14 protein-coding genes are annotated in these 25,393 nt (G+C 63.4%); 7 read left to right on the forward strand and 7 right to left on the reverse strand.

The features are described from left to right. Positions 1 to 416: 416 nt before the first annotated feature. The 3 genes from ACX3P1_RS25275 (at position 417) to ACX3P1_RS25285 (ending at position 3,818) form a co-directional block, all read left to right on the forward strand. Positions 417 to 1,646, forward strand: a complete 1,230-nt coding sequence (locus ACX3P1_RS25275; RefSeq protein WP_459082326.1) for an aromatic ring-hydroxylating oxygenase subunit alpha — start codon at positions 417 to 419, stop codon at positions 1,644 to 1,646. Between the two features lie 79 nt (positions 1,647 to 1,725). Beyond that, entirely contained in the window at positions 1,726 to 2,451 is a 726-nt protein-coding gene (locus ACX3P1_RS25280; RefSeq protein ID WP_459082327.1) for a FadR/GntR family transcriptional regulator, read from the forward strand. A 188-nt stretch (positions 2,452 to 2,639) separates the two neighbouring features. Further along, complete coding sequence (locus tag ACX3P1_RS25285) at positions 2,640 to 3,818, forward strand: MFS transporter (RefSeq protein WP_459082339.1); 1,179 nt, start codon at positions 2,640 to 2,642, stop codon at positions 3,816 to 3,818. A 10-nt stretch (positions 3,819 to 3,828) separates the two neighbouring features. On the opposite strand, the gene ACX3P1_RS25290 is transcribed toward ACX3P1_RS25285, so the two are convergent. From ACX3P1_RS25290 to ACX3P1_RS25320, 7 genes are all read right to left on the reverse strand, one after another. After that, positions 3,829 to 4,278 (reverse strand): RrF2 family transcriptional regulator, encoded by a 450-nt coding sequence (locus ACX3P1_RS25290; RefSeq protein ID WP_459082328.1) that lies wholly within the window; start codon positions 4,276 to 4,278, stop codon positions 3,829 to 3,831. After that, on the reverse strand, positions 4,268 to 5,326 hold the full coding sequence (locus ACX3P1_RS25295; protein ID WP_459082329.1) for a sulfate/molybdate ABC transporter ATP-binding protein: 1,059 nt from the start codon (positions 5,324 to 5,326) through the stop codon (positions 4,268 to 4,270). Before ACX3P1_RS25295 ends, ACX3P1_RS25290 begins: the two co-directional genes overlap by 11 nt. 12 nt (positions 5,327 to 5,338) lie before the next feature. Continuing rightward, entirely contained in the window at positions 5,339 to 6,220 is an 882-nt protein-coding gene (gene cysW, locus ACX3P1_RS25300) for a sulfate ABC transporter permease subunit CysW (RefSeq protein ID WP_459082330.1), read from the reverse strand. Further along, positions 6,213 to 7,064 (reverse strand): sulfate ABC transporter permease subunit CysT, encoded by an 852-nt coding sequence (gene cysT, locus ACX3P1_RS25305; protein WP_459082331.1) that lies wholly within the window; start codon positions 7,062 to 7,064, stop codon positions 6,213 to 6,215. The genes cysW and cysT overlap by 8 nt, the downstream gene beginning before the upstream one ends. A 38-nt stretch (positions 7,065 to 7,102) precedes the next feature. Beyond that, the gene (locus ACX3P1_RS25310) at positions 7,103 to 8,167 is read right to left on the reverse strand and encodes a sulfate ABC transporter substrate-binding protein (protein WP_459082332.1); all 1,065 of its coding nucleotides are present in this window, start codon (positions 8,165 to 8,167) and stop codon (positions 7,103 to 7,105) included. 275 nt (positions 8,168 to 8,442) lie between these two features. After that, on the reverse strand, positions 8,443 to 10,518 hold the full coding sequence (gene pbpC, locus ACX3P1_RS25315; RefSeq protein ID WP_459082333.1) for a penicillin-binding protein 1C: 2,076 nt from the start codon (positions 10,516 to 10,518) through the stop codon (positions 8,443 to 8,445). A gap of 67 nt (positions 10,519 to 10,585) precedes the next feature. Further along, positions 10,586 to 16,063, reverse strand: a complete 5,478-nt coding sequence (locus ACX3P1_RS25320) for an alpha-2-macroglobulin family protein (RefSeq protein ID WP_459082334.1) — start codon at positions 16,061 to 16,063, stop codon at positions 10,586 to 10,588. Positions 16,064 to 16,358: 295 nt separating this feature from the next. On the opposite strand from ACX3P1_RS25320, the gene ACX3P1_RS25325 reads away from it, so the two are divergent. The 4 genes from ACX3P1_RS25325 to ACX3P1_RS25340 all read left to right on the forward strand — a co-directional run. Beyond that, positions 16,359 to 18,296, forward strand: coding sequence for an autotransporter assembly complex protein TamA (locus ACX3P1_RS25325; protein WP_459082335.1), 1,938 nt, complete (start codon positions 16,359 to 16,361; stop codon positions 18,294 to 18,296). Between the two features lie 3 nt (positions 18,297 to 18,299). Continuing rightward, positions 18,300 to 22,475, forward strand: a complete 4,176-nt coding sequence (locus ACX3P1_RS25330) for a translocation/assembly module TamB domain-containing protein (RefSeq protein WP_459082336.1) — start codon at positions 18,300 to 18,302, stop codon at positions 22,473 to 22,475. Between the two features lie 246 nt (positions 22,476 to 22,721). Further along, on the forward strand, positions 22,722 to 24,380 hold the full coding sequence (locus ACX3P1_RS25335) for an ABC transporter substrate-binding protein (RefSeq protein WP_459082337.1): 1,659 nt from the start codon (positions 22,722 to 22,724) through the stop codon (positions 24,378 to 24,380). 189 nt (positions 24,381 to 24,569) lie between these two features. Beyond that, positions 24,570 to 25,393 (forward strand): ABC transporter permease (locus ACX3P1_RS25340; protein ID WP_459082338.1); only part of this gene is annotated, 824 nt, incomplete at its 3' end.

The raw sequence follows: 25,393 nt of genomic DNA on the forward strand, positions 1-25,393 counted from the left end.
ACACCAAAGGAATGCGAAAACATGTTCGCACATGCTGGCTATGATACGTAACCGAAATTATTCGGAAAACGCACTAGGCGAATTTTCATATTCGTTTGCTTGAGCCATGGGTCATCGTTTTCCGCATCTCTTACCTCCGAAACCGGTTTCCTCTTTCGTTTAGCGGCGCCAATGCTTGTGCCAGCTTGCCGGCGAAAGTCATGTGCTGCCGCGTTTGCGCCGGAAACGCGTCGCTTTCGCGAGAGCGCGCCGAAAAGGCGGCGATAATCTGTCAGGCGGTGCCGCAGTCCTCAGCCGGCGCTGGCTCATTCACAGGCTGGCATTTGCGGGTCTATTGGGCGAGACGGCTATGCGGGCGCTGCAGCCGGAAAATTGGCGAAATGCCAGGTGCTATCAAGTGTGACAAGGACGTTGCCATGAGTGTAGTTCCTCTCCAGCAAGCCGCCACTGAAGCCGATGCCATCGACCGTCTGGTGGCCGAGCGCCGGCCAGGCTACGGCCTTGTGCGGGCATTCTATCACGACCCCGCCATCTTCGAACGCGACATGGAGCGCGTGTTCCGCCGCCATTGGCACTGTCTGGCGCATGAAAGCGTCATACCCAATCCGGGCGACTTCGAATTGTTCAATCTCGGCGATGAGGCGGTGATCCTGACGCGCGCTCAGGACGGTGCGGTGCATGCCATGCTGAACGTGTGCCGCCATCGCGGCGCGGAAGTCTGCACCAAGCAGAAGGGCAACGCGAAGATGTTCGTGTGCCCTTACCATGCCTGGACCTATTCAAACGACGGTAGTTTGCGCGCCGCGCGGCTGATGCCCAAGGATTTCGACCGCTCGGAGCACGGCTTGAAGAAGCTGCATGTGCGCGTTGCGTCCGGCCTGGTGTTCATCTCGTTTGCCGAAACACCGCTCGACTTCGACCCGATCGAGCAATCCCTGCGCACCAGCTGCGGCCAGTATGGCTGGGGCGAAGCCAAGGTCGCGCACCGGGAAATGTATGCCTTCGACGCCAACTGGAAGCTGGCCGTGGAGAACTATGTCGAATGCTATCATTGCGGTCCGGCGCACCCCGAATATTCGCAGACGCATGCGCTGGAAAAGCCGAAGGAGATGATCGAGCAGCTCAACGCGGCGATGGAAGAGCGCACCTGCGCGCTCGGCGTCAGCATCGCCAGCGGCAATCGCTGGCAGAATTCCGCCGGGGGCCAAGAGGCCATCGATACGTTCCGCTATGCGCTTTATGACGGCGTCGAAAGCGGCAGCGAGGACGGTACGCTGCTGGCGCCGCTGATGGGCCGCTTCACGCAATCGGACGGCGGCGTCACCTCCATCCATCTGGGCGGGACGACGTTCCTCGTCTGCTACCCCGATCATGGCATGATCTACCGCTTCATCCCCAAGGGGGCGAACAGTTGCGAAATGGAACTGATCTGGCTGGTCAAGGGCGATGCCGTCGAGGGCCAGGACTACGATCTCGAAAAGCTCACCTGGCTCTGGAAGGTCACCACGGCGGAAGACAAAAAGATCATCGAGCACACGGCGCGTGGCGTGCGCTCGCATTATTTCGTGCCCGGCCCGATCGCGCCGATGGAGTACAACGAACTGCGCTATATCGATTGGTATCTTGAAGAGATAACCCGGGCCTAAGCGTTCGCAAGGGGCCCTTTGGGGTCGCTTTCGACGACGCGGGCATGTAGCGTCGCCGACGTGCAGGCGAAGGGGCAGCATGTCAGACGGAAAACCCAGAAAAGTCAGATCGCGCGATGTCGGGTCGAGCGTGCATGCCTCGGTCGCCAACGAGATCGGCTTGCGCATCGTGCGCGGCGACTATCCGCCCGGCAGCGTCCTGCCGAACGAGGCGCAATGGTCGCAGATCTTCAATGTCAGCCGCTCGGCGGTGCGCGAGGCGATCAAGATGCTGATGGCCAAAAGCCTTTTGGTGTCGCGCCCCAAGATCGGCAGCCGGGTGGAACCCAGGGAGCGCTGGAACCTGCTCGATCGCGACGTGCTCGCCTGGTACGCGACCTCTCCCGACCGCGAGGCCTTTTTGCGGACGGTGCAGGAATTCCGCCACCTCATCGAACCGGAGGCGACCGCTTTCGCGGCGCTGCGCCGTACCGACGAGCAGATGGAAGAGATCAGCCGGGCCTGCCGGGAAATGGGGGCGGCTGTCACGCTGGAGGACCGCACCCGCGCCGACACGCGCTTTCACCTTGCCATCCTGCGCGCTGCCGGCAACGATCTTCTGGTGCCGCTCGGCGTGCTGATCGAATCGGCGTTCGATCATCTGTTCCGCTACGTGACGCGTGAAGGCGACGATCTCCAGCATGCGCAGGTACTGCACGAGACGATCGAGAAAAGCATCCGCACGAAAAAGCCGGAGGCCGCACGCCGCGCGGTGCGTAAGCTTCTGGCCAATACGGACGCGATCATAGGCCGCTCGCCCGGCTGAGCCAGACTGGCGTCTTTTCGAGGCCGTGCGCTTCCTGTGGTTCCATAGGCGACGGGCACTGGCGCTGACCAAGCCGCGGCGAGCTTGTAAGGTTGCATCTTGCGCGGGATGGGATCGCGAGGAGTACGCGCTTGAGGCTAAGCACGCCAATTGGCACCAATGCCGATATTGACGGCGCCTATGCCTGGATGCGGCTCGCCATCAGCGTGCTTCTCGGCACGCTGGGCGGTGTCGGCATGTGGGCGGTGGTGGTGGTGATGCCCACCGTACAGGCGGAATTCGGCGTCGACCGCGCGGACGCGTCGTTGCCGTACACCGCAACAATGCTCGGCTTCGCCGCCGGCAATGTCGTCATCGGGCGCGCCATCGACCGCATGGGCTACTGGGTTCCGGCGCTGGCCACCTCTGTCGTGCTTGGCGTCGGTTTCATCCTTGCCTCGTTTACCAGCTCAATCCTGCAGTTTTCCCTGGTTCAGGGTCTTGTCATCGGCGTCGGGACGGCTGCGACTTTCGGCCCGTTGATTGCCGATCTGTCGCACTGGTTCGACCGTCGGCGGGGCGTCGCCGTATCCTGCGCCGCCGTTGGAAGCTACATTGCCGGCGCGCTGTGGCCGGCAATCATGCCCGGCGTGATGGCCGCCGAGGGCTGGCGCTTTACCTACGCGGCTATCGGCGTTGTCTGCATCGTGACGATGGTGCCGCTGACGCTGATGTTGCGGCGCCAGCCGCCGCGCGAAGCGCTTGCAGACAGGCAGGGCGGCCGGAAAATTCAGCCGATTTCATTGTCGCCGGCGGCGCTGCAGATCCTGCTCGTGATAGCGGGTCTTGGCTGCTGCGTGGCGATGTCGATGCCGCAGGTGCATATCGTCGCCTATTGCATGGACCTCGGTTATGGCGTGGCGCGCGGCGCCGATATACTTTCGATCATGATGGCTGCGGGCATCGTCAGCCGCATCGGTTCCGGCTTTCTCGCCGACCGTATCGGCGGCATCAAGACGCTGCTGATCGGCTCGGTGCTGCAAGGGCTGGCGCTGCTTTTCTACATTCCGTTCGACGGACTTGCCTCGCTCTACGTCGTATCTGCGATTTTCGGATTGTCGCAGGGCGGCATCGTGCCCTGCTATGCGGTGATCGTACGTGAATACATGCCCGCCGCGGAGGCCGGGCAGCGCGTCGGCATCGTCATCATGGCGACCATCCTGGGCATGGCGATCGGCGGCTGGATGTCGGGCTGGATATACGATTTGACCGGCTCCTACGCCGCCGCGTTCCTCAACGGCATCGGCTGGAACCTCTTGAATGTCTCGGTCATGGTGTTCGTGCTTTGGTCGGCACGGCGCGCCGCCATCGCCACCGCCACTCCGTGAACGGCCCGACCTACAAATGTGAGGTTGTCTCGAGCGGGTAATCGTCGTTGTCGGCGTCCCGCAACGCCGCCAGGCTGCGGTTGTCGAGCACTTCGGCAATCGCATGGCGAACCTCCAGCATCATGTGCCGGACCCGGCATGTGGCCTCGTCGCAATCCTCGCAGCGCTGGTATTGCGTCTGGCTGGCGCAGGGGATGGGCGCAAGCGGGCCGTCGAGAACGCGGATGACATGGCCGATCCTGATCTCCGTGGCCGGGCGCGCGAGGCGGTAGCCGCCACCCTTGCCCTTGCGGCTTTGCACAAAGCCGGCATTGCGCAATTCGCCCAGAATGGCGTCGAGGAATTTTTTCGGAATGTGGTTGGTCACGGCAATGTCGTTGACGAACGCCAACTGACCGCTGGGAAGGCCCGAAAGGTGCACCAGGGCCTTCAGGCCGTATTTGCCTTTTTTAGTGAGCATGCGGGCCGGGATTTTCCGGGAAAACCTTCCATTTGCGCGGCCGGAAGGCCACGCGGCTCTTCTGCGCGGCCGGATGGTCGACGGGCAGTTCGATTTCGACGCGCTGGCGGTGGCCGCCGATTTCCAGTTCCACGCGCCTCGTGCCGGCGACCCGGCGGCTGGCGGCGACCGTGCCGGCGATGCAGCCCGAGCAGCCGTCCAGCAATTCGACGTCGTGCGGGCGGAAGTAGAGCGTCGCCGGGCCAGAAGGTGCGCCTTGGGCCGGCAGGCCGATGGGGCGGTCCGCGACCCAGAGCTGGTCGTCCTCGACCTTGACCGGAAGCGAACTGGACTCGCCGATGAAGCCGTAGACGAAGGGCGAGTTCGGCGTGTCGTAGACTTCGTCGGCCGTGCCGACCTGCTCGATGCTGCCCTGGCTCATGACGACGACACGGTCGGCGAGTTCCAGCGCCTCCTCCTGGTCGTGCGTGACGAAGACGGTGGTGTGGCCGGTGGCGTCGTGAATTTCGCGCAGCCAGCGGCGAAGTTCGCGCCGCACCTGCGCATCGAGCGCGCCGAACGGCTCGTCGAGCAGCAGCACTTTCGGTTCGATCGCCATGGCGCGGGCCAGCGCCACGCGCTGCCGCTGCCCGCCGGAAAGCTGCGCCGGATAGCGTTTTTCGAGACCGGAGAGTTGCACCAGGTCGAGCAGTTCGGAGGAGCGGCGGCGAATTTCCTCCTTCGTTGGCCGTGTCGCGCCGGGCCTGACCTTGAGGCCGAAGCCGACATTGTCGGCGACCGTCATGTGCCGGAACAGCGCGTAATGCTGGAAGACGAAACCGACGTTGCGCTCGCGGATCGTGCGCTCCGAGGCATCATCGTCACCGAAAAAGATCTTGCCGACGGTGGGTTGCTCCAGGCCGGCGATCAGGCGCAGCAGCGTGGTCTTGCCCGACCCGGACGGCCCCAGCAGCGCGATCAGTTCGCCGGACTTGATGTCGAGCGAAACGTCATGCAGGGCCGCGAACGTATCGAATTCCTTGCGCACATTGGCAACGCGGACATCCATTAAAATGACCTTTCAATGACCGCGCGTTGCGGCGATTTCGGCGCCGTAGCGCATTTCAAGCACGGTTTTCAGCGCCAGCGTCACCAGCGCCAGCCCGGCCAGCAGGGAGGCGACGGCAAAAGCGCCGGCGGCGTTGTAGTCGTTGTAGAGAATTTCGACATGCAGCGGCATGGTGTTGGTCTGGCCGCGAATGTGGCCCGAGACGACCGACACCGCGCCGAATTCGCCCATGGCGCGCGCGTTGCATAGAAGCACGCCGTAGAGCAGGCCCCATTTGATGTTGGGCAGCGTGACGTACCAGAAGGTCTGCCAGCCGTTTGCGCCGAGCGAGATCGCGGCTTCTTCGTCCTTGGTTCCCTGCTCCTGCATCAGCGGGATTAGTTCGCGCGCGACGAAGGGGAAGGTGACGAAGACGGTGGCGAGCACGATACCGGGCACGGCGAACAGGATGGTGATGCCATGCGCCTTCAGCCACGGCCCGAGCAGGCTTTGCGCCCCGAACAGGAGCACATAGATAAGGCCGGAAATGACCGGCGAGACGGAAAAGGGCAGGTCGACCAAAGTGGTCAGGAACGCCTTGCCCTTGAATTCGAACTTGGCGATGGCCCAGGCCATGGCGACGCCGAAGACGAGGTTCAGCGGCACGGCAATGGCCGCCACGATGAGGGTAAGCTTGATGGCCGAAATCGTGTCGGGCTCGCCCAGCACCGAGAAGAAGAATGCCCCCCCTTTGGCAAAGGCCTGGACGAAGACCAGCACCAGCGGCAGCATCAGGAAGATGCCGAGGAAGACGAAGGCGATGGCCATCAGCCCGTAGCGCGAAAGCCGCGTTTCGGTGATGCCGGAGGAGGCTTCCGGTTGTGGGTTGGCGGCAAAGAGGACGGGATCAGCCATAGCGCTTGCGGCTCCACGCCTGCAGGAGGTTGACGACGAGCAGCATGGCGAAAGAGATGAGCAGCATGATCGCGGCGATGGCGGTGGCGGCGGGATAGTTGAATTCTTCCAGCCGGATGACGATGAGCAGCGGCGTGATCTCCGACACGTTGGGCAAATTGCCGGCGATGAAGATGACCGAGCCGTATTCGCCGACACCGCGCGCGAAGGCGAGCGCGAAACCGGTGAGGATGGCGGGCGCCAGGCCCGGAAACAGCACGCGGGTGATGGTCTGGAAGCGGCTGGCGCCAAGGGTTGCTGCGGCTTCTTCGACCTCCTTGTCGATCTCCTCCATGATCGGCTGCACCGTGCGAACGACGAAAGGCAGGCCGATGAAGACGAGTGCTATGACGATGCCGAGCGGCGTATAGGCGACCTTGATGCCAAGTGGGGTGAGCAGCGAACCAAGCCAGCCATTCGGCGCATAGAGCGTGGTCAGCGCGATGCCGGCGACGGCTGTCGGCAAAGCGAAGGGCAGGTCGACCATGGCGTCGATGACGCGCCGTCCGGGAAAGCTGTAGCGCACCAGCACCCAGGCGACGACGGTGCCGAAGATGACGTTGACGATGGCCGCGATCAGCGCCGTGCCGAAGCTGATCTTCAGCGAGTTCAAGGTGCGTGTGTTGGTGGCGATGGCCCAGAAATCAGCCCAGCCAAGAGCGGCCGAACGCCATACCAGCCCCGACAGGGGGATGAGGATGATGAGGGTGAGGTAGGCAAGCGAGAGGCCGAGCGTCAATCCAAAACCTGGAATGACGCTCGGCTTCCTGAATCGCCACCCCGCTGGTGCGGGAACCGTGGTCATATCGTCCCTGTTTTTATGTTGGTACGCCTGTTTCCTGCCTATTGGGCAGGCTTGTAGACCTGGTCGAATATGCCGCCGTCGCCGAAGTGATAGGGCTGGGCCTTCTTCCATCCGCCAAAAAGCGGATCGTCGATGGTGATGAGCTTGAGGTCTTTCCGCCAGGTGAGGTCGGCCGGGTCGACGAGATCGGGCTCAAAGGGCCGGTAGTGGTTCTTGGCGATGATCGTCTGGGCTTCCTTGGAGTAGAGGTAGCCCAGATAGGCCTCGGCGGCCTTGCGCGTTCCTCTGGCGTCGACATTGGCGTCGACCACCGCCACCGGCGGCTCGGCCAGGATCGACAAGGAGGGATAGACGATGTCGAAATTGTCCTGGCCGAATTCGTCCAGGGCAAGGAAGGCTTCGTTTTCCCAGGCGAGCAGCACGTCGCCCAGGCCCTTTTGCGCGAAGGTGACGGTCGAGCCGCGCGCGCCGGTGTCCAGCACCGGCACGTTGGCATAGAGCTTGCCGATGAATTCCTTGTTCTTGGCCTCGTCGCCGCCGTCATGCGCATTGGCGTAGGCCCAGGCGGCGAGATAATTCCAGCGTGCGCCGCCGGAGGTCTTCGGATTGGGCGTGATGACCTGGAGGCCGTCCTTGGTCAGGTCGTTCCAGTCGTGGATGCCCTTGGGGTTGCCCTTGCGGACAAGGAAGATGATGGTCGAGGTGTAGGGTGCTGAATTGTTTGCGAATTTCTGGCGCCAGTCGGGGGCGATCTTCTTCGATTTGTCGGCAATCGCGTTGATGTCGCTTTCGAGCGCCAGCGTCACGACATCGGCATCCAGTCCGTCGATCACGGCGCGGGCCTGCGCGCCGGAACCGCCATGCGATTGCTGGATCGTGACCGTCTCGCCGGTTTCGGCCTTCCAGTGGGCGGCGAATGCCGCGTCATAGGCCTTGTAGAGTTCGCGTGTCGGATCGTAGGACACGTTGAGGATGGTGGTGTCGGCGAACGCAAAACCGAGCGTGCCGAACTGGACGGAAGAGGCAACCAGAGCGGCAAGTAGCGTGTTGAAGCCGGGCAGAGTGTTGAACCGGGGCAGCGTCTTGAAATGAGGGTTGGTCATTTTCGGACTCCGTTGAAGACGCCATAACTCTACTGATTTGATAGAGATTGGATGCGTGCAGCCGTTGCGTTTTCACCGTCCTTTCGGCAATTTTTCCAGTGCTTCGAGGCCTTGTCGGGGAAAACTGTGCTCATGCGGGGCAGCGCGCACCCCATTTGCAGCGTAGCCGAAGCGGCGCAGCGAACCCGAGAAAGCCTCTCAAGGAGATGGGAACGTTGCCGTAAATTTCGAGGTGAAATCGCAAAAGGCCAACGGGTGGAATCGCCTACAGCGGTTTATTCAACGAACACCTTGACGCTGGCCGCGCGCCCGGCGGCATCGATGACGGTCAGCGTCGAATAGCCGGCGCCGTCCGGTTGCCAAATGGCCGTGCGGCGGCGGTCGATGCCGGCCAGCGGCTTGCCGTTGGCGAGCCAGCGGAAGGGCGCGCGCCCGCCTTGCAGCTTCAGCACCAGCGGGGTCGCGCCGGCGGTCGCGGTGCCGAGATCGACATGCGCGCCTTCCGGCGGAAAGACGATGCGGGGTGCTGGTTCGGTCGGGCCGGCAGCGGCCTGCCGGTCGGTTCCAAACCGCACCTGCGTCACCGGCAGTTCATCGCGCTTGGGGTTGAACACGCCGGCCGGGCGGGGCGGCAGCGCAACCGCCGCAAGCCCCGAGCGCACGAAACCTTCGAACAGGATGGGGGCGGCGGAGACATAGCCGGAAAGGCCCGGCACCGCGCCGGCATCCGGCCGTCCGACCCAGACGCCCAGCACGTAGCGGCCGTCGAAGCCGACCGACCATGCGTCGCGATAGCCGTAGGAGGTGCCGGTCTTGTAGGCGATGGCGCGCGGCAAAGCGCCTTCCGGCGGCCGGACGCCCGATAAAATATTGCCAATCTGCCAATTGGCCGAAGCGTCGAGGATGGTGGCGGCGGAGGCGGTAACGGGTGTTGCCTCGGTGCCGTCGCGCAAGCCGTGCGCCTTGCCGCCATTGGCCAGCCCCGTATAGAGCTGGACCAGATCGCGCAGCGTGATGCCGACGCCGCCGAGGCCGATCGCCAGCCCCGGCGCTTCGTTGACCGGCAGGGTCGGGGTGACGCCCGATTGCCGGAAGCGCGCCATCAGCCGGGCCGGGCCGACCGCGTCGAGCACCCGGATGGCCGGCACGTTGAGCGACAATTGCAGCGCCTGGCGTATCGACACGTCGCCCTGATAGGCCATGTCGAAATTCTTCGGTCGATAGCCGGAGAAATCGACCGGGCTGTCGCTGATCAGGGTTTCCTGGGCGATCAGCCCCTGCTCGAAGGCCAGGCCGTAGATGAACGGTTTCAGCGTCGAGCCGGGCGAACGCAGAATCTTTGTCATGTCTATCCAGCCGGAGCGGCTGGCGTCGAAAAAGTCGGCGGAACCCACTTCGCCCAGAATGTCGCCGGTGCGGGCATCGGCCATCACCATGGCGATGGAGAGTTTGGGCCCGAGCCTTCTGGCGGCCTGCCTTGCCACCGTCTCCAGACCCTGCTGCACGCTCTTTTTGATCGTGAGCTTTGACGGCGCGCCATTGCCTACGTTGCGCAAGGCGGCATAAGCAGCATGCGGTGCCAGCGCGGGCAGGGCGCGACGCGTCTTTGGGACGACGTCGAGGGCGGCGCGCGCGGCTTCGCGCTCGCCAAGCTGGCCGCTTGAAACCATGCGCGCAAGCACCCGGTCGCGCGCGGCGTGAGCGCCTTCTCGGTTGCGGTCGGGCCGCCGTCTTTCCGGCAGTTGCGGCAGTGCCACGAGAAGGGCCGATTCCGAAACGGTCAGCCGCTTCGGCTCCTTGCCGAAATAGGCGAGCGAGGCGGCGCGCACGCCTTCCAGATTGCCGCCATAAGGTGCGAGCGTCAGGTAGCGTTCGAGGATTTCACGCTTGGAAAGCCGGCGCTCGATCTGGAGCGCGCGCAACATCTGCTTGATCTTGGAGGCGACGCTGCGGCTGGCGCGTGGCTCGATCAGCCGAGCCAGTTGCATCGACAGCGTCGAGCCGCCGGAAACGATGTGGAAGCTGGTGGCGAGCTGGATGGCCGCGCGGCCAAGCGCCAGCACGTCGATGCCGCGATGGTCCCAGAAGCGCTTGTCTTCATAGGCGACGAGCATGTCGATGAAGCCCTTGTCGACCTGATCGAGGCCGGTCTTCAGCCGCCAGTAGCCGTCCGGCGTGGTGAAGGCGCGCAGGAGTTCGCCGTCGCGGTCGAGCACTTCAGCGGAGACGAGGGGTTTATCGGGTAAAGGAGGCGGGAAGGCGCGGTCGAGTTGGAGGAGAGCGAGGATTGCGAGCGCGAAGCAGGCGGCGGTTGCTGCGATGCCCATGGCGAATTTGCGAAGGTGGGTCATCGACCTGCCTTACAATTAGGGAGAGGTAGGCGCTTGGCCTGGGTAATGAAGCGCATGGTCCTTGCCCCTACGGCTCCTTCACCTCCATCATGCCAGTAGAAGTGCGGGCCGAAAATTGCGGACGGTACATGTCCTCGACCACCGCTGCCGGATGCGCGTAGACGCCGGGCGTCACCGCGCGCACGACATAGGCCAGCATGATCGAACGGTTGCTGCCGCTGCCATTTGGATCGAAGGCCGCCACGAAACGGTCGTTGCGGAATTCGAGATGCGCCGTCTCGGTTTGCGCCAGCCATGAGAAATTCGACAGTTGCGCGCTGGAAACCAGGCTTGGATTGTCGATCTCGAAGCCGGCCGGCAACAGGTCGGTGACCAGCAGGCGCGACGGCCAACTATTCAATTCATCGACCTTGAGCACGACCACGTAGCGCTCGTTCTGGGTGGCTTCGGTGACGTTGGCCTCGTTGCCGTCGAGCGTGTAGTAGGTGCGCGCGATGGTAAAGCCGTCGCCGCCGGCCGGTAGCGGCTGCGCGGGTGCGGCAATCGTGGTGACGACCGCCTGCAGGGCGGTCTTGCCGGTATTGGCGATGGTCAGCGGGCTTTCGACCAGATCGCTGCCGGCGATCTCGCTCGAATAGGCGCCGCTATGCGGCGCGCCGTTGACGGTCAGCGCGATCGAATCATTGCCCGATTTCAACGCGCGCGCCGCCAGAAGCATCCAGGCTTCGTCCTGCGTGCTGGTCCAGCGCTTTTGCGCGCGCTCCTTGGTGACCAGCTTGACCAGTTGGGGAACGATGGCCGGCACCGGCCTGGTTTCGGCGGCCAGCGACAGCATGGCTGCGCCATCGCGCAATGCCGAGCCGTAGTCGGAGCGATACCAGTCATAGTCGGTCGATGCCTGCGCCAGCCGCAGCGCTGCATTGAAAGTCGATTCCGAGCGCTGGGTGTCGCCGTAAAGCGCAAGCGCCGCGCCCAGTTGCGCCACCGCCATCGGGCTCGAAAAATCTTCAAGCTTGGTATCGGCATAGTAGCGCAGATCGCCGATGGAGGCTTTCTTGTTGCGGGCCAGCACATAGAGCGCGTAGGCGATGGCGCTGCCGCGGCTCTTGACGTCCTGATCGTAGCCGAGTGCGTTCTGGAGATTGGCGAGCGACCGGTTCATGGCGCTTTCGGGCACGTCGTATTTCTGTTCGCGTGCCCGCGTCATGAAGTCGGCGACGTAGGAGTCCAGCCACAGATCGCCTTCGCCCGGTCCCCACATGCCAAAACTGCCGCTGGAGCCCTGGTTGTTCAGCACCTTGTAGATGGCGTCCTGAATGCGCTTGGCGACGTCGGCATCCTCGGCCATGCCTACGCCGGCCGCCATTTCGTTGAGGTAAAGCAGCGGCAAGGCGCGGCTGGTCGTCTGCTCCGAGCAGCCATAGGGATAGCGGTCGAGCGTCATCAGAAGCGAGGGCACGTCGAAGGCGGCGGCCTGCGAAACGCCGACGCTGACGGACGCACCGTCCAGCAGGCTTGCCGCCAGCAATTCCCTGTCGATGCGCAGCGCGCCGCCATTGGGCTTCAGGTCGACGATCATGCGCGTGGTGACCGGCAGTTGCGCCGGCCGGATCGGCAGAACTAGCGTCTGCTCGACGCTGGTGCCGCTATCGTTGGCGAGCCTGACGGTGATCGAGGCGTCGCCCGCCGTGACCGCGATCAGCGGCACGGTGATGGATTGGCGCTTGCCGCCGGCCAGCGACAGCTTTGCCGGGACGCCGTCGTCGCCGATGGAAAGGCCGCCGGTCGAGTCGATTGCGAGCGCGTAGTCGCCGTCCGGTCCATCCGTATTGGCGACATCGAGCCGCATGGTGGCGGCATCGCCGGGAGCCAGGAAGCGCGGCAAGCCGGTGGTGATGACGACGGGATCGCGCACGATCACGTCGGACACGGCGTGACCGACCGCATCCCTGGTCCAGGCGACGGCCATTAAGCGAACTGTGCCGTTGAATTGCGGGATGTCGAAATCGACAATCGCCTTGCCCTCGGCGTCGAATTCCACCACGCCGGAGAAGAAGGCGACCAGCTTTTCGGTCGGCGGCTCGCCCTGCGCCTGCATGTTGGCGCCGTCGCCGCCGGTGCGCAGCTTGCCGGTGGTGCCGAGCGATCCGTCGATCAAAAGGCCGTAGAGGTCGCGCAATTCAAGCCCCAACATGCGCTGGCCGAAGAACCAGTTTTCCGGGTCGGGAGCCTTGTAGTTGGTGAGGTTGAGGATGCCGACATCGACGGCCGCGACCGTCACATAGGCCTGCGTGCCCGGCTGGACGCCGGCGACCGCGACCGGAACGGACAGGGTCTGCCTCGGCACTGTCTTTTCCGGCGGCGAAAGCGTTACCGCCAGTTTCTTGTCGGCCGGATCGACCTTCAGCCATTTGACGCCGATGGCGCGCGTCGGCATGCGCGATTCCTGCGCGTCGCCCGGCCGGTAGAGCGTGGCGGTGACATAAGCGCCGGCACCCCAGTCCTCGCCCACCGGCACGTCGATGGTCGCGCCGCCTTCGGGGACGGTGGCGGTTATGGTCTTCAGCAGCTTGTCGGCGCCGATGGCGACCAGCAGTTCGCCGGAAAAATGCGGCGATATTTTCAGCTTGGCGACGTCGCCGGCCGTGTAGCTGTCCTTGTCGAGTGCGATTTCCAGTCCGTCCGGCGTTTCGGTCGAGGAGGCGCTGACATACCAGCCGGCGTCGAACTCATAGCTGGTGGCGGGACCTTCGGGGTCGGCCGTTTCGACTTCCAGCCGGTAGCGGCCCCAGTCGACCGGCAGCGACACCGTTGCATCGCCATCAGCGCCGATATCTATCGCGCCGTTGGCCGCGGCCTTGGTGAACTCCACCGCCTCGTAGCGCCAGGAACCGCCGCTGCGATACCATTGATAATTGCGCTCGACCTTGACCAGCGACCAGTTCGCGCCCTTCAGCGCCTCGCGGTCGCCATTCTGGTCGACGGCGATCAGGCTGAATTTGGCGGTGCCGCCCTGCGGGACTTCATCGCCGGAAAAATCCGTGCGGATACCGATCATCTGGCCTTGCGGGCGGATGCCGATGTCGAGCGAGCGTTCGACGGCGCGGCCGCCGCTCTCGCGCATGCGCACCGTGACCTTGGCGTTGACCAGCTTGGTTGTGGAGGGAAGCTGGTCGACGGAAACGGGGAAGCTCGCCTTGCCGTCATCGCCAACCACCGGCAGGTCGGCAAAGGGCGTGACCGTTGCTTCGGCCGCCTGTTCGTCGGCGAGGCCGAAGGCAAAGCCCTTGTAGCGGGGCCAGTCGCGCGTGGTGGACAGCGTCAGTTCGCCTTCCAGCGCCAGCCCGGCAGCGGGCGCGCCGTAGAGAAAGCGGCCATCGACGGTGACGTTGGCCGTCTCGCCCTGCGCCATTTCTTTTTTGTCGGAGGTGAGATCGAATTCGATGCGGTCCGGCACGAAATCGTCCACCAGGAACATCTGGCTGGCGACGGCAGGCTGCTTGGGATCGGTATAGAGTGCTACTGTCCAGGTGCCGCGCATGGCGTTGGCGGCAAGCGGCAGGTCGACGGCGTGGCCGCCGGCGGAGACGCCGTCGCTGACGATGCGGCGGTCCTCGACGCCGTCGGGGCGGGTGAAGATGAAGGTCAGCGGCAGTTTTTCGACGGCCGTTGCCGATGCATCGCGGGCAAGGGCAGCTATATGCACGGTCTCGCCGACCCGGTAGATGCCGCGCTCGGTCCACGCATAGACGTCGAGCGCGCCGGGTGCGGCGCGGCCTTCGACGCCACGGTCGGACAGGTCGAAGCCGGCACGGCTCATGTCGAGGAAGACGAAATCCTGATCGCCCTGCTTGGCCATCAGCACAGCCGGAACCTGCCCGCCTTCGCCCCGCGTCAGGCCGGGATTGAAGGTGACGCGGCCGTCAGCGTCGGTCGTCGCGGTGCCGAGGATTTCATTGTTCTTGGCCAGCAGCGTCAGTTCCGCGCCGGCAATCGGCTTGGCTGTGGAAAGCGAGCGGGCGAAGACATTGAGGCCGTCCTGGCCGGTATAGGTGGTGAGGCCGATATCGGAGACGACGAACCATTGCGTGGCGCGCGAATCGTAGCTCTCGCTGCGGTCGTTCAGCGGCTGCGCGGTCAGCACGTAGACGCCGGGCTTGCGCTGCGGCAGCGCTTCGTCCACGGGAAACGAGGTGGTGACTTCCTTGTTGAGTTCGCCGGCAATGTCCAACTGGCCTTCCCAGACCGGCGCGCCCATCTGGCTGGAAATCGAGTCCATATCGTAGCCGTCGAGCTGGCGCAGGAACTGGTAGCCGGACAGAAGCTGGGCGAGGGCGCGGTCGCCGATGCGGAACAGCTTCATCCGGGCGGCGTTCATGTTGACGCTGACGAGCGGGATGCCACGGCGCGCGCCGGCCGGCAAAACGAAACTGTCGCCAGTGAAGCGAGCGGAAGGAGCGCGGTCCTGCACGTAGATCGACAGCACCGTAGGCGCGGCGATGACCTCGCCGATGGCCGCCGGCAGGCCGGCGCGGAAGGCGACGTCGTAGTGATGCCCATGCTCGAGGCCCTCGACGCAGATCTGCTTCTCCTTGGCCTCGATGCCCTTGGGGGCCGCGCCGTCGACGGTGACGAACTGAGCATAGTCGATGCTGGTCTTGACCAGTTCCTCGGAGAATTGCGCGCAGATGCGCGGCGCGCTGGTGTCGGCATCGACCGAATGATCGACGATGCGGAAGCCTTTGCGCGCCTTGAGGTCGTTATAGGCGGCGAGCATGGCCTGCGAACTGACGAGCGACAGGCTTGCTTCATAGGCTTGCAGCGCCGGCCGGTAGAGGTCGCGCCTGTCCAGGCCTTGCGCCAGAACCGAAAGCGCGTCCGCGCGCGTGTTGGTGGTGCGCAGCAGTCCGTAGGCGTTGAAGGCGGCGGAGGTGGCGTTGGCGGCGAGCGTGGAGGAATCGGAACTGTTCGCGGGCGCAACGGCCAGCGTTTCGCGCGCCAGTTCCAGCCAGACCATGCCGTCTGCCGGCATGACGGAGGCCGCCGCCTCGTATTTCTGCATGGCGGTGCGGTGATCGCCGGTAAGCGCTGCCTGCTCGGCCGCGTCACGCAACGCGCTCAGGCCGTCGAGAGGCTTGTCGTAGCCGGGGCCGGTCAGGGTGTTGCGGTATTGCTGCGCCTGTTCGGCCATCCATGCGGGGAAAAACGAAAGCGCCGGCGGGGCACCGATATCAGGGTCCGTGTCCAGCGAAACCACCTTGCCGGCGGTAGCGCCGTTGAAGGGTTTAAGGCCGTTGAAATCGGACTTGAGGAAGCACCATTTCGCCTTGTTGTTATAGGTGAAGGCGCGGCAGGAAGTGTCGCCGAGGCACTCGGTCTTGCACTGGTCGAGGGTGACGTTTTGCGAGGATCGGAGATCGAAACCGAAATAGTCGGAGTTTTCCGTGGTGACGATGCGCCGGACTTCGGCGGCCTGGGCGATCCCCGCAAAGCCTAGCAGCAGCAGGGCAAGAACCGAGAACCAACGAGCCGCACGAATTGCCATGATACCCCTCCAGTCGTTGCCGATCCATGTTCAGGCTTCAGCCGCGCTTGTCAATATAACCGCGCTTGTCAACACAGGCGGGCTGGTGCAGCCGGCATGCCCGCACTTTCCTTTACGGCCGTTGGCCGCTACGCCTACCCTGCCTCAAGGGATGGGTCACGTTTTCTTGCAGGTCTGCAAGAATGTGTGAGTTTCAACCCCCGGCACTTTAGGACAATTGGAATGCGGCTCCTTTACGGGCAGTTCAGACTTTCATTTCAATTTTAGGTTTTGCCGTTAGGGTCTGGCAATGCAAATGAGAAGCGGACAGGCAAAGCGAGGCGCGGTGCACCACCGCCCGCTTTCGCGTGCTCTGTTTTGCGCGCTGCTGGGCTCGACATTCGTTGTGGCCGATAGCCGGCCAAGCGCGGCCTTCGAACTGTTTGGCTTAAAACTGTGGGATTCGGCCTCCGACAAGGAAGATGCCGAAATCGTCGATCCGCTGCGCTATTCGGTTACCGTCGATGCGCCGGGCGCGGACAAGGATCTGCAAAAGGCGCTTGAAAACGCCTCTGCCTTGAAGAACGACGAGGAACGCCCGGTCGCCGGATCGCTCGGATTGATGACCAAGGCGAGAGGCGACCGCGAACAACTGGTCGCCGCCCTTTATGCCAATGCGTATTACGAAGGCGTCGTCGATATCGCCATCGCCGGCAGGAAGCTGGAGGATTTGCCGCCGGACGCCGAATTTTCCGGGTCCCAGCCTGTTCCCGTCAGCATCACCGTCCAGCCGGGGCCGAAATTCACGCTGGGCAATATCCACCTCGAGGGCGATGCCGCCGGGCTTATGGGAGCCGATTACGGCCTGATTTCCGGTGGCGATGCGAGTTCGGGCGCCGTGCTCAAGGCCGAGGCCAGGATCGTGCGGGCGTTGAAGGAAGAGGGCAGGCCGCTTGCCCAGGTGACGGGCCGCGAGATTGTCGCCGACCACGCGACCTCGACGCTGGACGTAACCATGGCGGTTTCAGCCGGGCCGGTCGCCGGTTATGGCGAAACCACGGTGGAGGGGACGGAAGCCGTCGACCGCGACTTCACCGCCTACATGACCGGCTTGAAGCCCGGCCGCCAATATTCGCCCAAGGAGATCGACGAGGCGCGCGACCGCCTGCTCGGACTGGAGGTTTTCAACAGCGTCACGCTGAAGGAAGCCGACAGACTGGACGCGGCCGGCAACATCCCGATCGGCGTGCAGGTAAGCGAACGCAAATTCCGCTATCTCGGCATCGGGGGTACGGTGTCCAACACCGAAGGGCTCGGCGTCGAAGGCTATTGGGGCCATCGCAATTTGTTCGGCCACGCCGAAAAGCTGCGCATCGACGGTTCGATCAGCGGTATCGGCTCCAACGACATCGGCCAGCTCAACTACAATGCCGGCATCATGTTCGAGAAGCCGGGCGTGATCGGTCCGGCCTCGAAATTCTTCGCCGATCTCAAGACCGTCTATGAGCACCCGGATGCCTATGACCGGTTTTCGACCAAGGGCGGCTTTGGCGTTTCCTATGAGCTTACGGCCAAGCAGACCGTGTCGGCGGAACTGTCGCTCGATTACTCGAAAATCACCGACAGTTTCGGCAAGCACACCTATCTGATCGCTTCTATCCCGCTGCAATATGTCTTCGACAACCGCGACAACAAGCTGAATCCGACCAAGGGGTTCCGGGCGTTGGCTTATGTGGAGCCGAGCTATGATTTGCTCAACGGCGCGACCTTCGTAAAACTGAAGGCTGAAGGCTCGGCCTATCAGGCGCTCGACAGTGCCGGCACCTTCATCGCGGCCGGACGCGTGGCGCTTGGCTCGATCGTTGGCGCGGACTTGCAGGACGTGCCGGCCGACCGGCGCTTTTATGCAGGCGGCGGCGGTTCGGTGCGCGGCTATTCCTACCAGGGCATCGGCCCGAAGGTCCACGGCGGACCAAGTGACGGCCAGCCCATTGGCGGGCTTTCCTGGTTCGAAACCTCGGTCGAGATGCGCTATCAGGTCACCGACACGATCGGCATCGTACCCTTCGTGGACGCAGGATCCGTGTCGGTGGAACAGTTCCCGGATTTCAAGGATGTGAAGGTCGGCGCCGGCATCGGCCTGCGCTACATAACGCCGTTCGGGCCGTTGCGCGTGGATGCGGCGGTGCCGCTCAACCGCGATGAAAGCGACCCGCGCTTCGGCATCTATGCCGGCATCGGCCAGGCCTTCTGATTGATGAAGTTGTTCAAACGTATCCTGCGCATTGCCGTCTATACGCTGCTTGTCATAGTGGCCGCTGGCATCGGCGCGCTCGTCGTCTTGACCAAGACGGAACGCGGGCGCGACAATCTGGCCAGCCTGATCTCGACCATGGCGTCTTCGGACACCAGCAAGCTTACGGTCGGCGGCATCGACGGCCTGTGGTCGGGCAATTTGACCATCGATCATGTCGTGCTGGAAGACAGCCAGGGGCCGTGGCTGGTGCTGCGCAAGGTCGCCGTCGACTGGTCGCCGCTGGCGCTTTTGTCGAAGCGGTTCAGTGCCGAGCGCGTGGCCGCTGGGCGCATCGAACTGGCGCGGCTGCCGGTGTCCGACCCGGATGCGGAACCCACAAACAGCAGCGGGACGACGCTGCCGGTATCCATCGACATCGACAGGATCGATCTGCCGGAAATAGCGCTCGGGCAAGCACTTGCCGGAACGGGGATTGCCGAACTCGCGGCCAAGGGCTCGGTCCATGCGGAAGCCTCGCCGCTGGACATCGATGCCGTTTTGAACATCGCCCGCGGCGACGGAAAGCAAGGCGTGGTCGACGCCTCCGTGCATTTTTCGCCGGCCGGCAATAAGCTCGACCTCGACGTGAAAGCGTCGGAGCCGGCGGGCGGCATCATCGCAAACCTCTTGAAGCTGCCGGACGCGCCGCCTGTCGACATTGCCATATCCGGCAATGGGCCGCTGGCCGACTGGAACGGCAAGGGCAGTTTTTCGGTGGACGGCCAGGCCGTCACGCAGCTTTCGGGGCGGCACCAGTTGACCGACAAGGGCAACCGCATCGAGGCCAGCGGCGACGGCGATTTTTCACGCTTTGTACCGGCGCGGCTGAAACCGCTGCTGGCCGGCAAGGTCATGTTCGATGTCGCCGGAACCGCGACGAAGACGGGCGGCATCGAAATCGAGCAGGCGCAAGTGAACAGCGACGCCTTGCGCGCAACCGCAAAGGGCACGATCAATCCGGCTGGAGCCAGCGACTTCGCGCTCGAGTTCAAGTCGGCAGGTCCGACCTTGCCGCTGTCGCTCGGCAGTGAGGAAAGCCCGATCGACCTCGAACTGAAATCGGCGACGCTTCGGGCTTTCGGTGAAGGACGCGCGCCGACGATCGACGTTTCCGCGTCGCTCGCCAAGGTCAGCACGAATATCACCAAGGTCGACAATATCCAGCTTGCGCTGCATTCCGATGTCTTTGACGTGGAAAGCCGCACCGGGCCGATCTCGGGCACGGTCAGCGCCGACAGGCTGGGGCTGGACAATCCAACGGTTGCGCCGCTGATCGCCGGCAAGATCGTTGCCAAGGTCGCAGGCTCGCTCTCGAAAGACACGATTACCGTGGACAGCGGCTCGATCGTCAGCGATGCGCTGAAGGGCGTTTTCGATGGACAGGTGTCGCTTGCGGACGGCTCCATCGAATTGAACGTCAAGGCCGATGCGGCCTCAGTGGCGCTGCCTGCCGCCGCGCGGCCGATGCTTGGCGAGCGCACCGTACTGTCGGTATCCCTGAAGCGTGACACCAACGGCAATGTCACCGCCAATTCTCTCGATCTGGCGTCCGGCGCGGTGTCGGCTAAGGGCAACGCCAGCCTGGTCGATGGCGAAATTACCGCCGACCTGAAGGGCGGGCTTGCCGATATTTCGCTGCTGTCGCCTCAGGCCAAAGGCGCGGTCGGCTTCGCGCTTGCCGCCAAGGGCGCACTGGCGATGCCGGACGTTTCGCTGAGCGTTTCCAGCGACCGGCTCGTCGTTGCGGACCGCGAGATCACCGGGCTGAAGTTTTCCGCTGGCGCCAAGGCCGATATGGAAAATCCGGCCGCCAACGTTTCGCTGGCCGGCAATGTGGCGGGGCAGGTGCTGGCAGGCAGCGCCGCGCTGACGACGGCGAACGGCCAGCGTTCGATCAAAGGGCTTTCGCTGTCGCTCGGGCCGAACAAGATTTCGGGCGATCTGGCGCTGGACGAAGCGTTTGTGCCCGAGGGCACCGTCTCGCTCGACCTGCCGGATATCGGGCCGCTGGCGGCGCTGGCGCTGGAGAAGGCCGAAGGCGACGTCAAGGGCACCATCCGCTTCTCGAAGGAAGGCGGCACGCCGCAAGTCATGATTGACGCCAATACGGCCAAGATCACGCGCGGCGATCTTTCGGCAAAAAATGTTTCCATCAACGCGCTGGTTGCCGACTATCTCAAGGCGCCGGCGATTTCGGGCAAGATACGTGCCGATGGCGTGAATTCCGGCGGCACCGTCATCAGCGGCATCGCCGTCGACCTGAAGCGCGACGGAGAATGGACCGGGTTTTCCGGCAGAGCGACGGTCAAGGACATTCCGGCCAAGGCCGCCGGCCGCGTGAAAGTCGCGGACGGCAAGACGGTGATCGAGCTTGCCTCGGGTGAGGCAGCGATGCGTGGCATCAAGGCGGCGATAGCAGGGCCGTCGAGCATCGCCATCGCCAATGGTATCACGACCATCGAAAAGCTGGCGCTCAGCCTCGGAGGCGGCACGGCTACGGTTTCGGGCACGGTCGGGCAGGCGCTCGACCTCAATGTCGCATTGGCGAAAGTGCCGCTGTCGCTGGCCAATGGGTTCTCGCCCGGCCTCGATGCCGCCGGTTTGGCTTCCGGCAGCGTCAAGGTGACCGGCGCGCCCGCCGATCCGGCCGTTGCCTTCGACCTCGACGCTTCCGGCGTGCAGACCTCGCAAACGCGCGGCGCCGGATTCGGCGGCATCGGCGTCGTTGCCACCGGCGGTTTCGCGGCCAAGAAGCTGACCTTCAATTCCACCATCAGCGAAGGGTCCGGCCTGGCGCTGAAGGGCGGCGGTACGGTCGGGCTTGCCGGCACGCCCCAACTCGCCCTGGATTTTGCCGGCCCGGTTCCGTTTGCCTTCCTGGCGAAGACGCTGGCCCAGCAAGGGCTGTCGCTGACAGGAACCGCCAACGTCAATGTGCAGGTTCGCGGCCCGGCGACCAAGCCGGTGATTGGCGGCACGGTGACGTCTTCGGGTGCGCGTTTCATCGATGCCGGTTCGGGCCTTGCCGTTAACGACATCGCGCTCGATGTCGCCATCGTCGACGGCGTCGCTCGTATCAACAAGCTGACCGGCACTCTGTCGACGCGGGGCAGCCTGGCCGTCAGCGGCACCGTCGGGACGGATGCGGCGCAGGGTTTTCCGGCCGACCTTTCCATCAAGCTGACCGATGGACGCTATACGGATGGCCGCGTCGTGACCGCCAATCTCGGCGGCGACCTGACCGTGAAAGGGCCGCTCGCTTCGGCTCCGGTGATTGCCGGCACCGTCAATCTCGCCAAGACGGTGATTACCGTGCCGGAGAAATTGCCGGGCTCGCTGGCGGCGCTTGACGTCAAGCACAAGAACGCGCCGGCCGCCGTGCGCGAACAGGAACAGGCGCTGCATCCGCCAAGCGCCGGCAGCGGCGGCGGCGGCAAGCTGATGCTCGACATCACGGTCAATGCGCCGAGCCAGATCTTTATCCAGGGCAGGGGGGTCGATGCCGAACTGGGCGGCTCGCTTCGCCTGACCGGTCCGACCTCGTCGCCGCAGGCGGTGGGAGCCTTCACCTTGCGGCGCGGCCGGCTTGAAATTCTAGGCAAGCGCCTGACTTTCACGGAGGGCACGCTCACCTTCTCCGGATCGCTGGTGCCGTATATCAATCTCACCGCGCAATCGACCACCAGCGATGCGACGGTGACGATCACGGTGTCCGGCGAGGCGACCAACCCGAAATTCACCTTCTCCTCCGTGCCGGCGCTGCCCGAGGACGAGGTGCTGGCGCAACTCATATTCGGCCGCTCCATGTCCAACCTGTCGCCGTTGCAGATTGCCCAGCTGGCCGAAGCCGCGGGCCAATTGGCGGGCGTCGGCGGCTCGACCTCGCTGTTGCAGAACTTGCGCAACGCACTCGGCGTCGACGATCTCGACGTGATCACCGACGAACAGGGCGGCACCGCCGTTACCGCCGGCAAATACCTGAACGACCGCACCTATCTGTCGCTTCAGAAGGGCGAGAAGCCGGGTTCCGGAAAAGCGCGTATCGACCTCGATGTCGGCAAGGGCATCAAGCTGCGCGGCGAGGCTTCCGATGCCGGCGAAGCCAAGGGCGGAATTTTCTACGAGCACGAATACTGACAGCGTTCGTGGCTCTCATTGGCCGTTGCTAGGACGGAACACGCGATTGTCTCACTTTAATTGTGCAGGCGATTCGTAAGGAAACCGTCGGCAATAGCAATTTTACGTCAAGTTTGTCGCAATCACGCAAACCGCGTGGGCTATGGCGTTGCACATTTTCGTACCTTCTCAAGTTCGGCGGTTTTTGACATCGGCTGCCGGATGCGGAATGCTAAAAGGCGGAAAGCCAAACAACGGGAGAGTTTGATGACATCGTATACGAGTAACGGCGATCGTGTTCCGGACGTGGTCGAAAAGCTGGCCGAGAGTGCCAAGGCGGGTGAGATGGACCGTCGCGAATTCCTGGCCATCGCCAGCGTCATGGGGGCCTCGACCGCGATGGCCTATGGCATGATCGGCCTTGCCGCGCCGACGCCTGCCCATGCCGAGGAAACGCCGGTCAAGGGCGGCGTGCTGCGCTGCTCGATGCCGGTCAAGGCGCAGAAGGACCCGCGCAGCTACGACTGGTCGGAACTGGCCAACTGCACGCGCACCTTCCTGGAGCCGCTGGTCAAGTACACGCCGCAATTCACCTTCGAGCCGATGCTGCTCGAAAGCTGGGACGTGAACGACGACGCCACCGAATACACGCTGCATGTGCGCAAGGACGTGAAGTGGAACAATGGCGACGACTTCAACGCCGACGACGTCATGTTCAACCTCATCCGCTGGTGCGACAAGGCGGCGGAAGGCAATTCCATGGCGGCCCGCATGGGCGGCATGGTCGATGCCAAGACCGGCAAGGCGGCCGAGGGCGCCATCACCAAGGTCGACGATCACACCGTCAAGCTGAAGCTGCCGACCTCCGACATTTCGATCATCCCCAATTTCGCCGACTATCCGGGCCTCGTCCTGCATCGGAATTACGAGAAAGACGGCTCCGATATCGTTAAAAACCCGATCGGGACGGGGGCGTTCGAGCTTGTGTCCTACGATGTCGGCTCGAGGGTCGTCGTCAAGCGGCGCGAGAACGGCAAATGGTGGGGTGGCGAGGCCCATCTCGACGGCGTCGAATTCATCGACTACGGCACCGACCCGTCGGCGACGGTCAGCGCCTTTGAATCGCGTGAGATCGACACTGTCCACCAGACCATGGCGGATTATGTGACGATCCTCGACGACATGGGGCTGGTGAAGTCGGAATCCAAGACAGCCACCACCATCACCTGCCGCACCAATATCGGCCACAAGCCTTACGACGACCAGAAGGTGCGCAACGCCCTGCAGATGGCTGTCGACAACGCCACCGTGCTGCAACTCGGCTACAACAATTACGGCTCCGTCGGCGAGAACCACCACGTCTGCCCGATCCATCCCGAATATTACGAGCTTCCTAAGAAGAGCCGCGATATCGAAGGCGCCAAGAAACTGATGACCGAAGCCGGCCAGATGGACTTCGAGCACGAACTGATCACGGTCGACGAGGACTGGCACAAGAACACCGGCGATGCGATCGCGGCCCAGCTTCGAGAGGCCGGTTTCAAGGTCAAGCGTACCGTGCTGCCAGGCGCGACGTTCTGGAATGACTGGACGAAATATCCTTATTCGACCACCAACTGGAACATGCGCCCGCTCGGCGTTCAGGTGCTGTCACTTGGCTACACGACGGGCTCGTCCTGGAATGAATCGGCTTACGCGAATCCCGAATTCGACAAGAAGCTGAACGAAGCGCTCGCCATTGCCGACCCGGAAAAGCGCAAGGAAAACATGAAGGAAATCGAGCAAATCCTTCAGGATTCGGGTGTCATCATCCAGCCGTTCTGGCTGTCGCTCTTCAACCACTCGACGAAGCAGGTGAAGAACAACCCGATGCATCCCACGATGGAAGACAATTACGAACGGACCTGGATCGATCCGAACGCCTGATATTATCAGGCCAAGAAAATAGGGGGAGCCTTTGCGGCTTCCCCCATAACGGGAACATTTTGCAGAGCATCGAGCCGAACACCGGCATTCGGCCTTCAGTTCGATGGTCATCAAGTTTAGAGCGTATATGCGGCCCAACCGGACCCGGCGTTCAAACGACTCAACCCCAAGCCTCGAGGAGGGGCCTAGGTGATATCGTTCATAGCCCGGCGGATGGCGACCATGGTCTTCACCATGATTTGCTTGACGCTCGTCGTCTTCTATCTCGTCAATCTCGAACCCAACCTGAAGAAGCTTGCCCTGGCGCAGACCAACAGTCGCGCCACCCAAGTCGAGGTCGACAGTTGGCTGGTTCGCAATGGCTACCGCGAGCCGTTCCTGAAGCAATATGCGCAGTGGATCGGGGTGTGGCCGAAACAGCCCGGCCGAAGCGAGACGGGCGAGGCGCAGCCGCGTTTCAATTATTGCGACGAATCGCTCACGCCCAAGCTGTCTGGCGTGCTGGAGGGCGATTTCGGTTGCTCGACCAAGTTCAGGACCACGGTTTCCGCCAAGCTGTTTCCGGCGCTCGAGGCCACCGGCATCCTGATGTTCTTTGTGCTTCTGGTTATGGTGCCGGTATCGCTCTTGATCGGCATATTGGCTGGAATGCGCGAAGGCTCGCGAACCGACCGGGTGTTGTCGGTGGCCTCCATCGCCTCGACGGCGACGCCCGAATATGTTTCCGGCGTCATCTTCACCGTCATCTTCGCGACATGGCTCGGCTGGTTCAACGGTTCCGCCGCTAGCGCTACCTTCGACGGCATCACCTTCTACAATTTCACGCTGCCGGTCCTCACGCTGGCGATCTATGGCATCGGCTATATCGCGCGCATGACGCGCGCCTCGATGGTCGAGGTGATGACGCAGCAATATATCCGCACCGCGCGCCTCAAGGGCCTGAGTTTCAGAAGCGTGGTCATGAAGCACGCGCTGCGCAACGCGCTGATTGCGCCTTTCACCGTCATCATGCT

The organism is Mesorhizobium sp. A623 (assembly GCF_054489405.1).

Excerpts from the sequence above, each read along its gene's own strand:
- ACX3P1_RS25285 (WP_459082339.1), top strand. The coding sequence starts at position 2,640 with ATGCGGCTCGCCATCAGCGTGCTTCTCGGCACGCTGGGCGGTGTCGGC.
- ACX3P1_RS25310 (WP_459082332.1), bottom strand. The coding sequence starts at position 8,167 with ATGACCAACCCTCATTTCAAGACGCTGCCCCGGTTCAACACTCTGCCC.
- ACX3P1_RS25325 (WP_459082335.1), top strand. The coding sequence starts at position 16,359 with ATGAGAAGCGGACAGGCAAAGCGAGGCGCGGTGCACCACCGCCCGCTT.
- ACX3P1_RS25290 (WP_459082328.1), bottom strand. The coding sequence starts at position 4,278 with ATGCTCACTAAAAAAGGCAAATACGGCCTGAAGGCCCTGGTGCACCTT.
- ACX3P1_RS25320 (WP_459082334.1), bottom strand. The coding sequence starts at position 16,063 with ATGGCAATTCGTGCGGCTCGTTGGTTCTCGGTTCTTGCCCTGCTGCTG.
- ACX3P1_RS25295 (WP_459082329.1), bottom strand. The coding sequence starts at position 5,326 with ATGGATGTCCGCGTTGCCAATGTGCGCAAGGAATTCGATACGTTCGCG.
- cysW (WP_459082330.1), bottom strand. The coding sequence starts at position 6,220 with ATGGCTGATCCCGTCCTCTTTGCCGCCAACCCACAACCGGAAGCCTCC.
- cysT (WP_459082331.1), bottom strand. The coding sequence starts at position 7,064 with ATGACCACGGTTCCCGCACCAGCGGGGTGGCGATTCAGGAAGCCGAGC.
- ACX3P1_RS25330 (WP_459082336.1), top strand. The coding sequence starts at position 18,300 with ATGAAGTTGTTCAAACGTATCCTGCGCATTGCCGTCTATACGCTGCTT.
- ACX3P1_RS25280 (WP_459082327.1), top strand. The coding sequence starts at position 1,726 with ATGTCAGACGGAAAACCCAGAAAAGTCAGATCGCGCGATGTCGGGTCG.
- ACX3P1_RS25275 (WP_459082326.1), top strand. The coding sequence starts at position 417 with ATGAGTGTAGTTCCTCTCCAGCAAGCCGCCACTGAAGCCGATGCCATC.
- pbpC (WP_459082333.1), bottom strand. The coding sequence starts at position 10,518 with ATGACCCACCTTCGCAAATTCGCCATGGGCATCGCAGCAACCGCCGCC.
- ACX3P1_RS25335 (WP_459082337.1), top strand. The coding sequence starts at position 22,722 with ATGACATCGTATACGAGTAACGGCGATCGTGTTCCGGACGTGGTCGAA.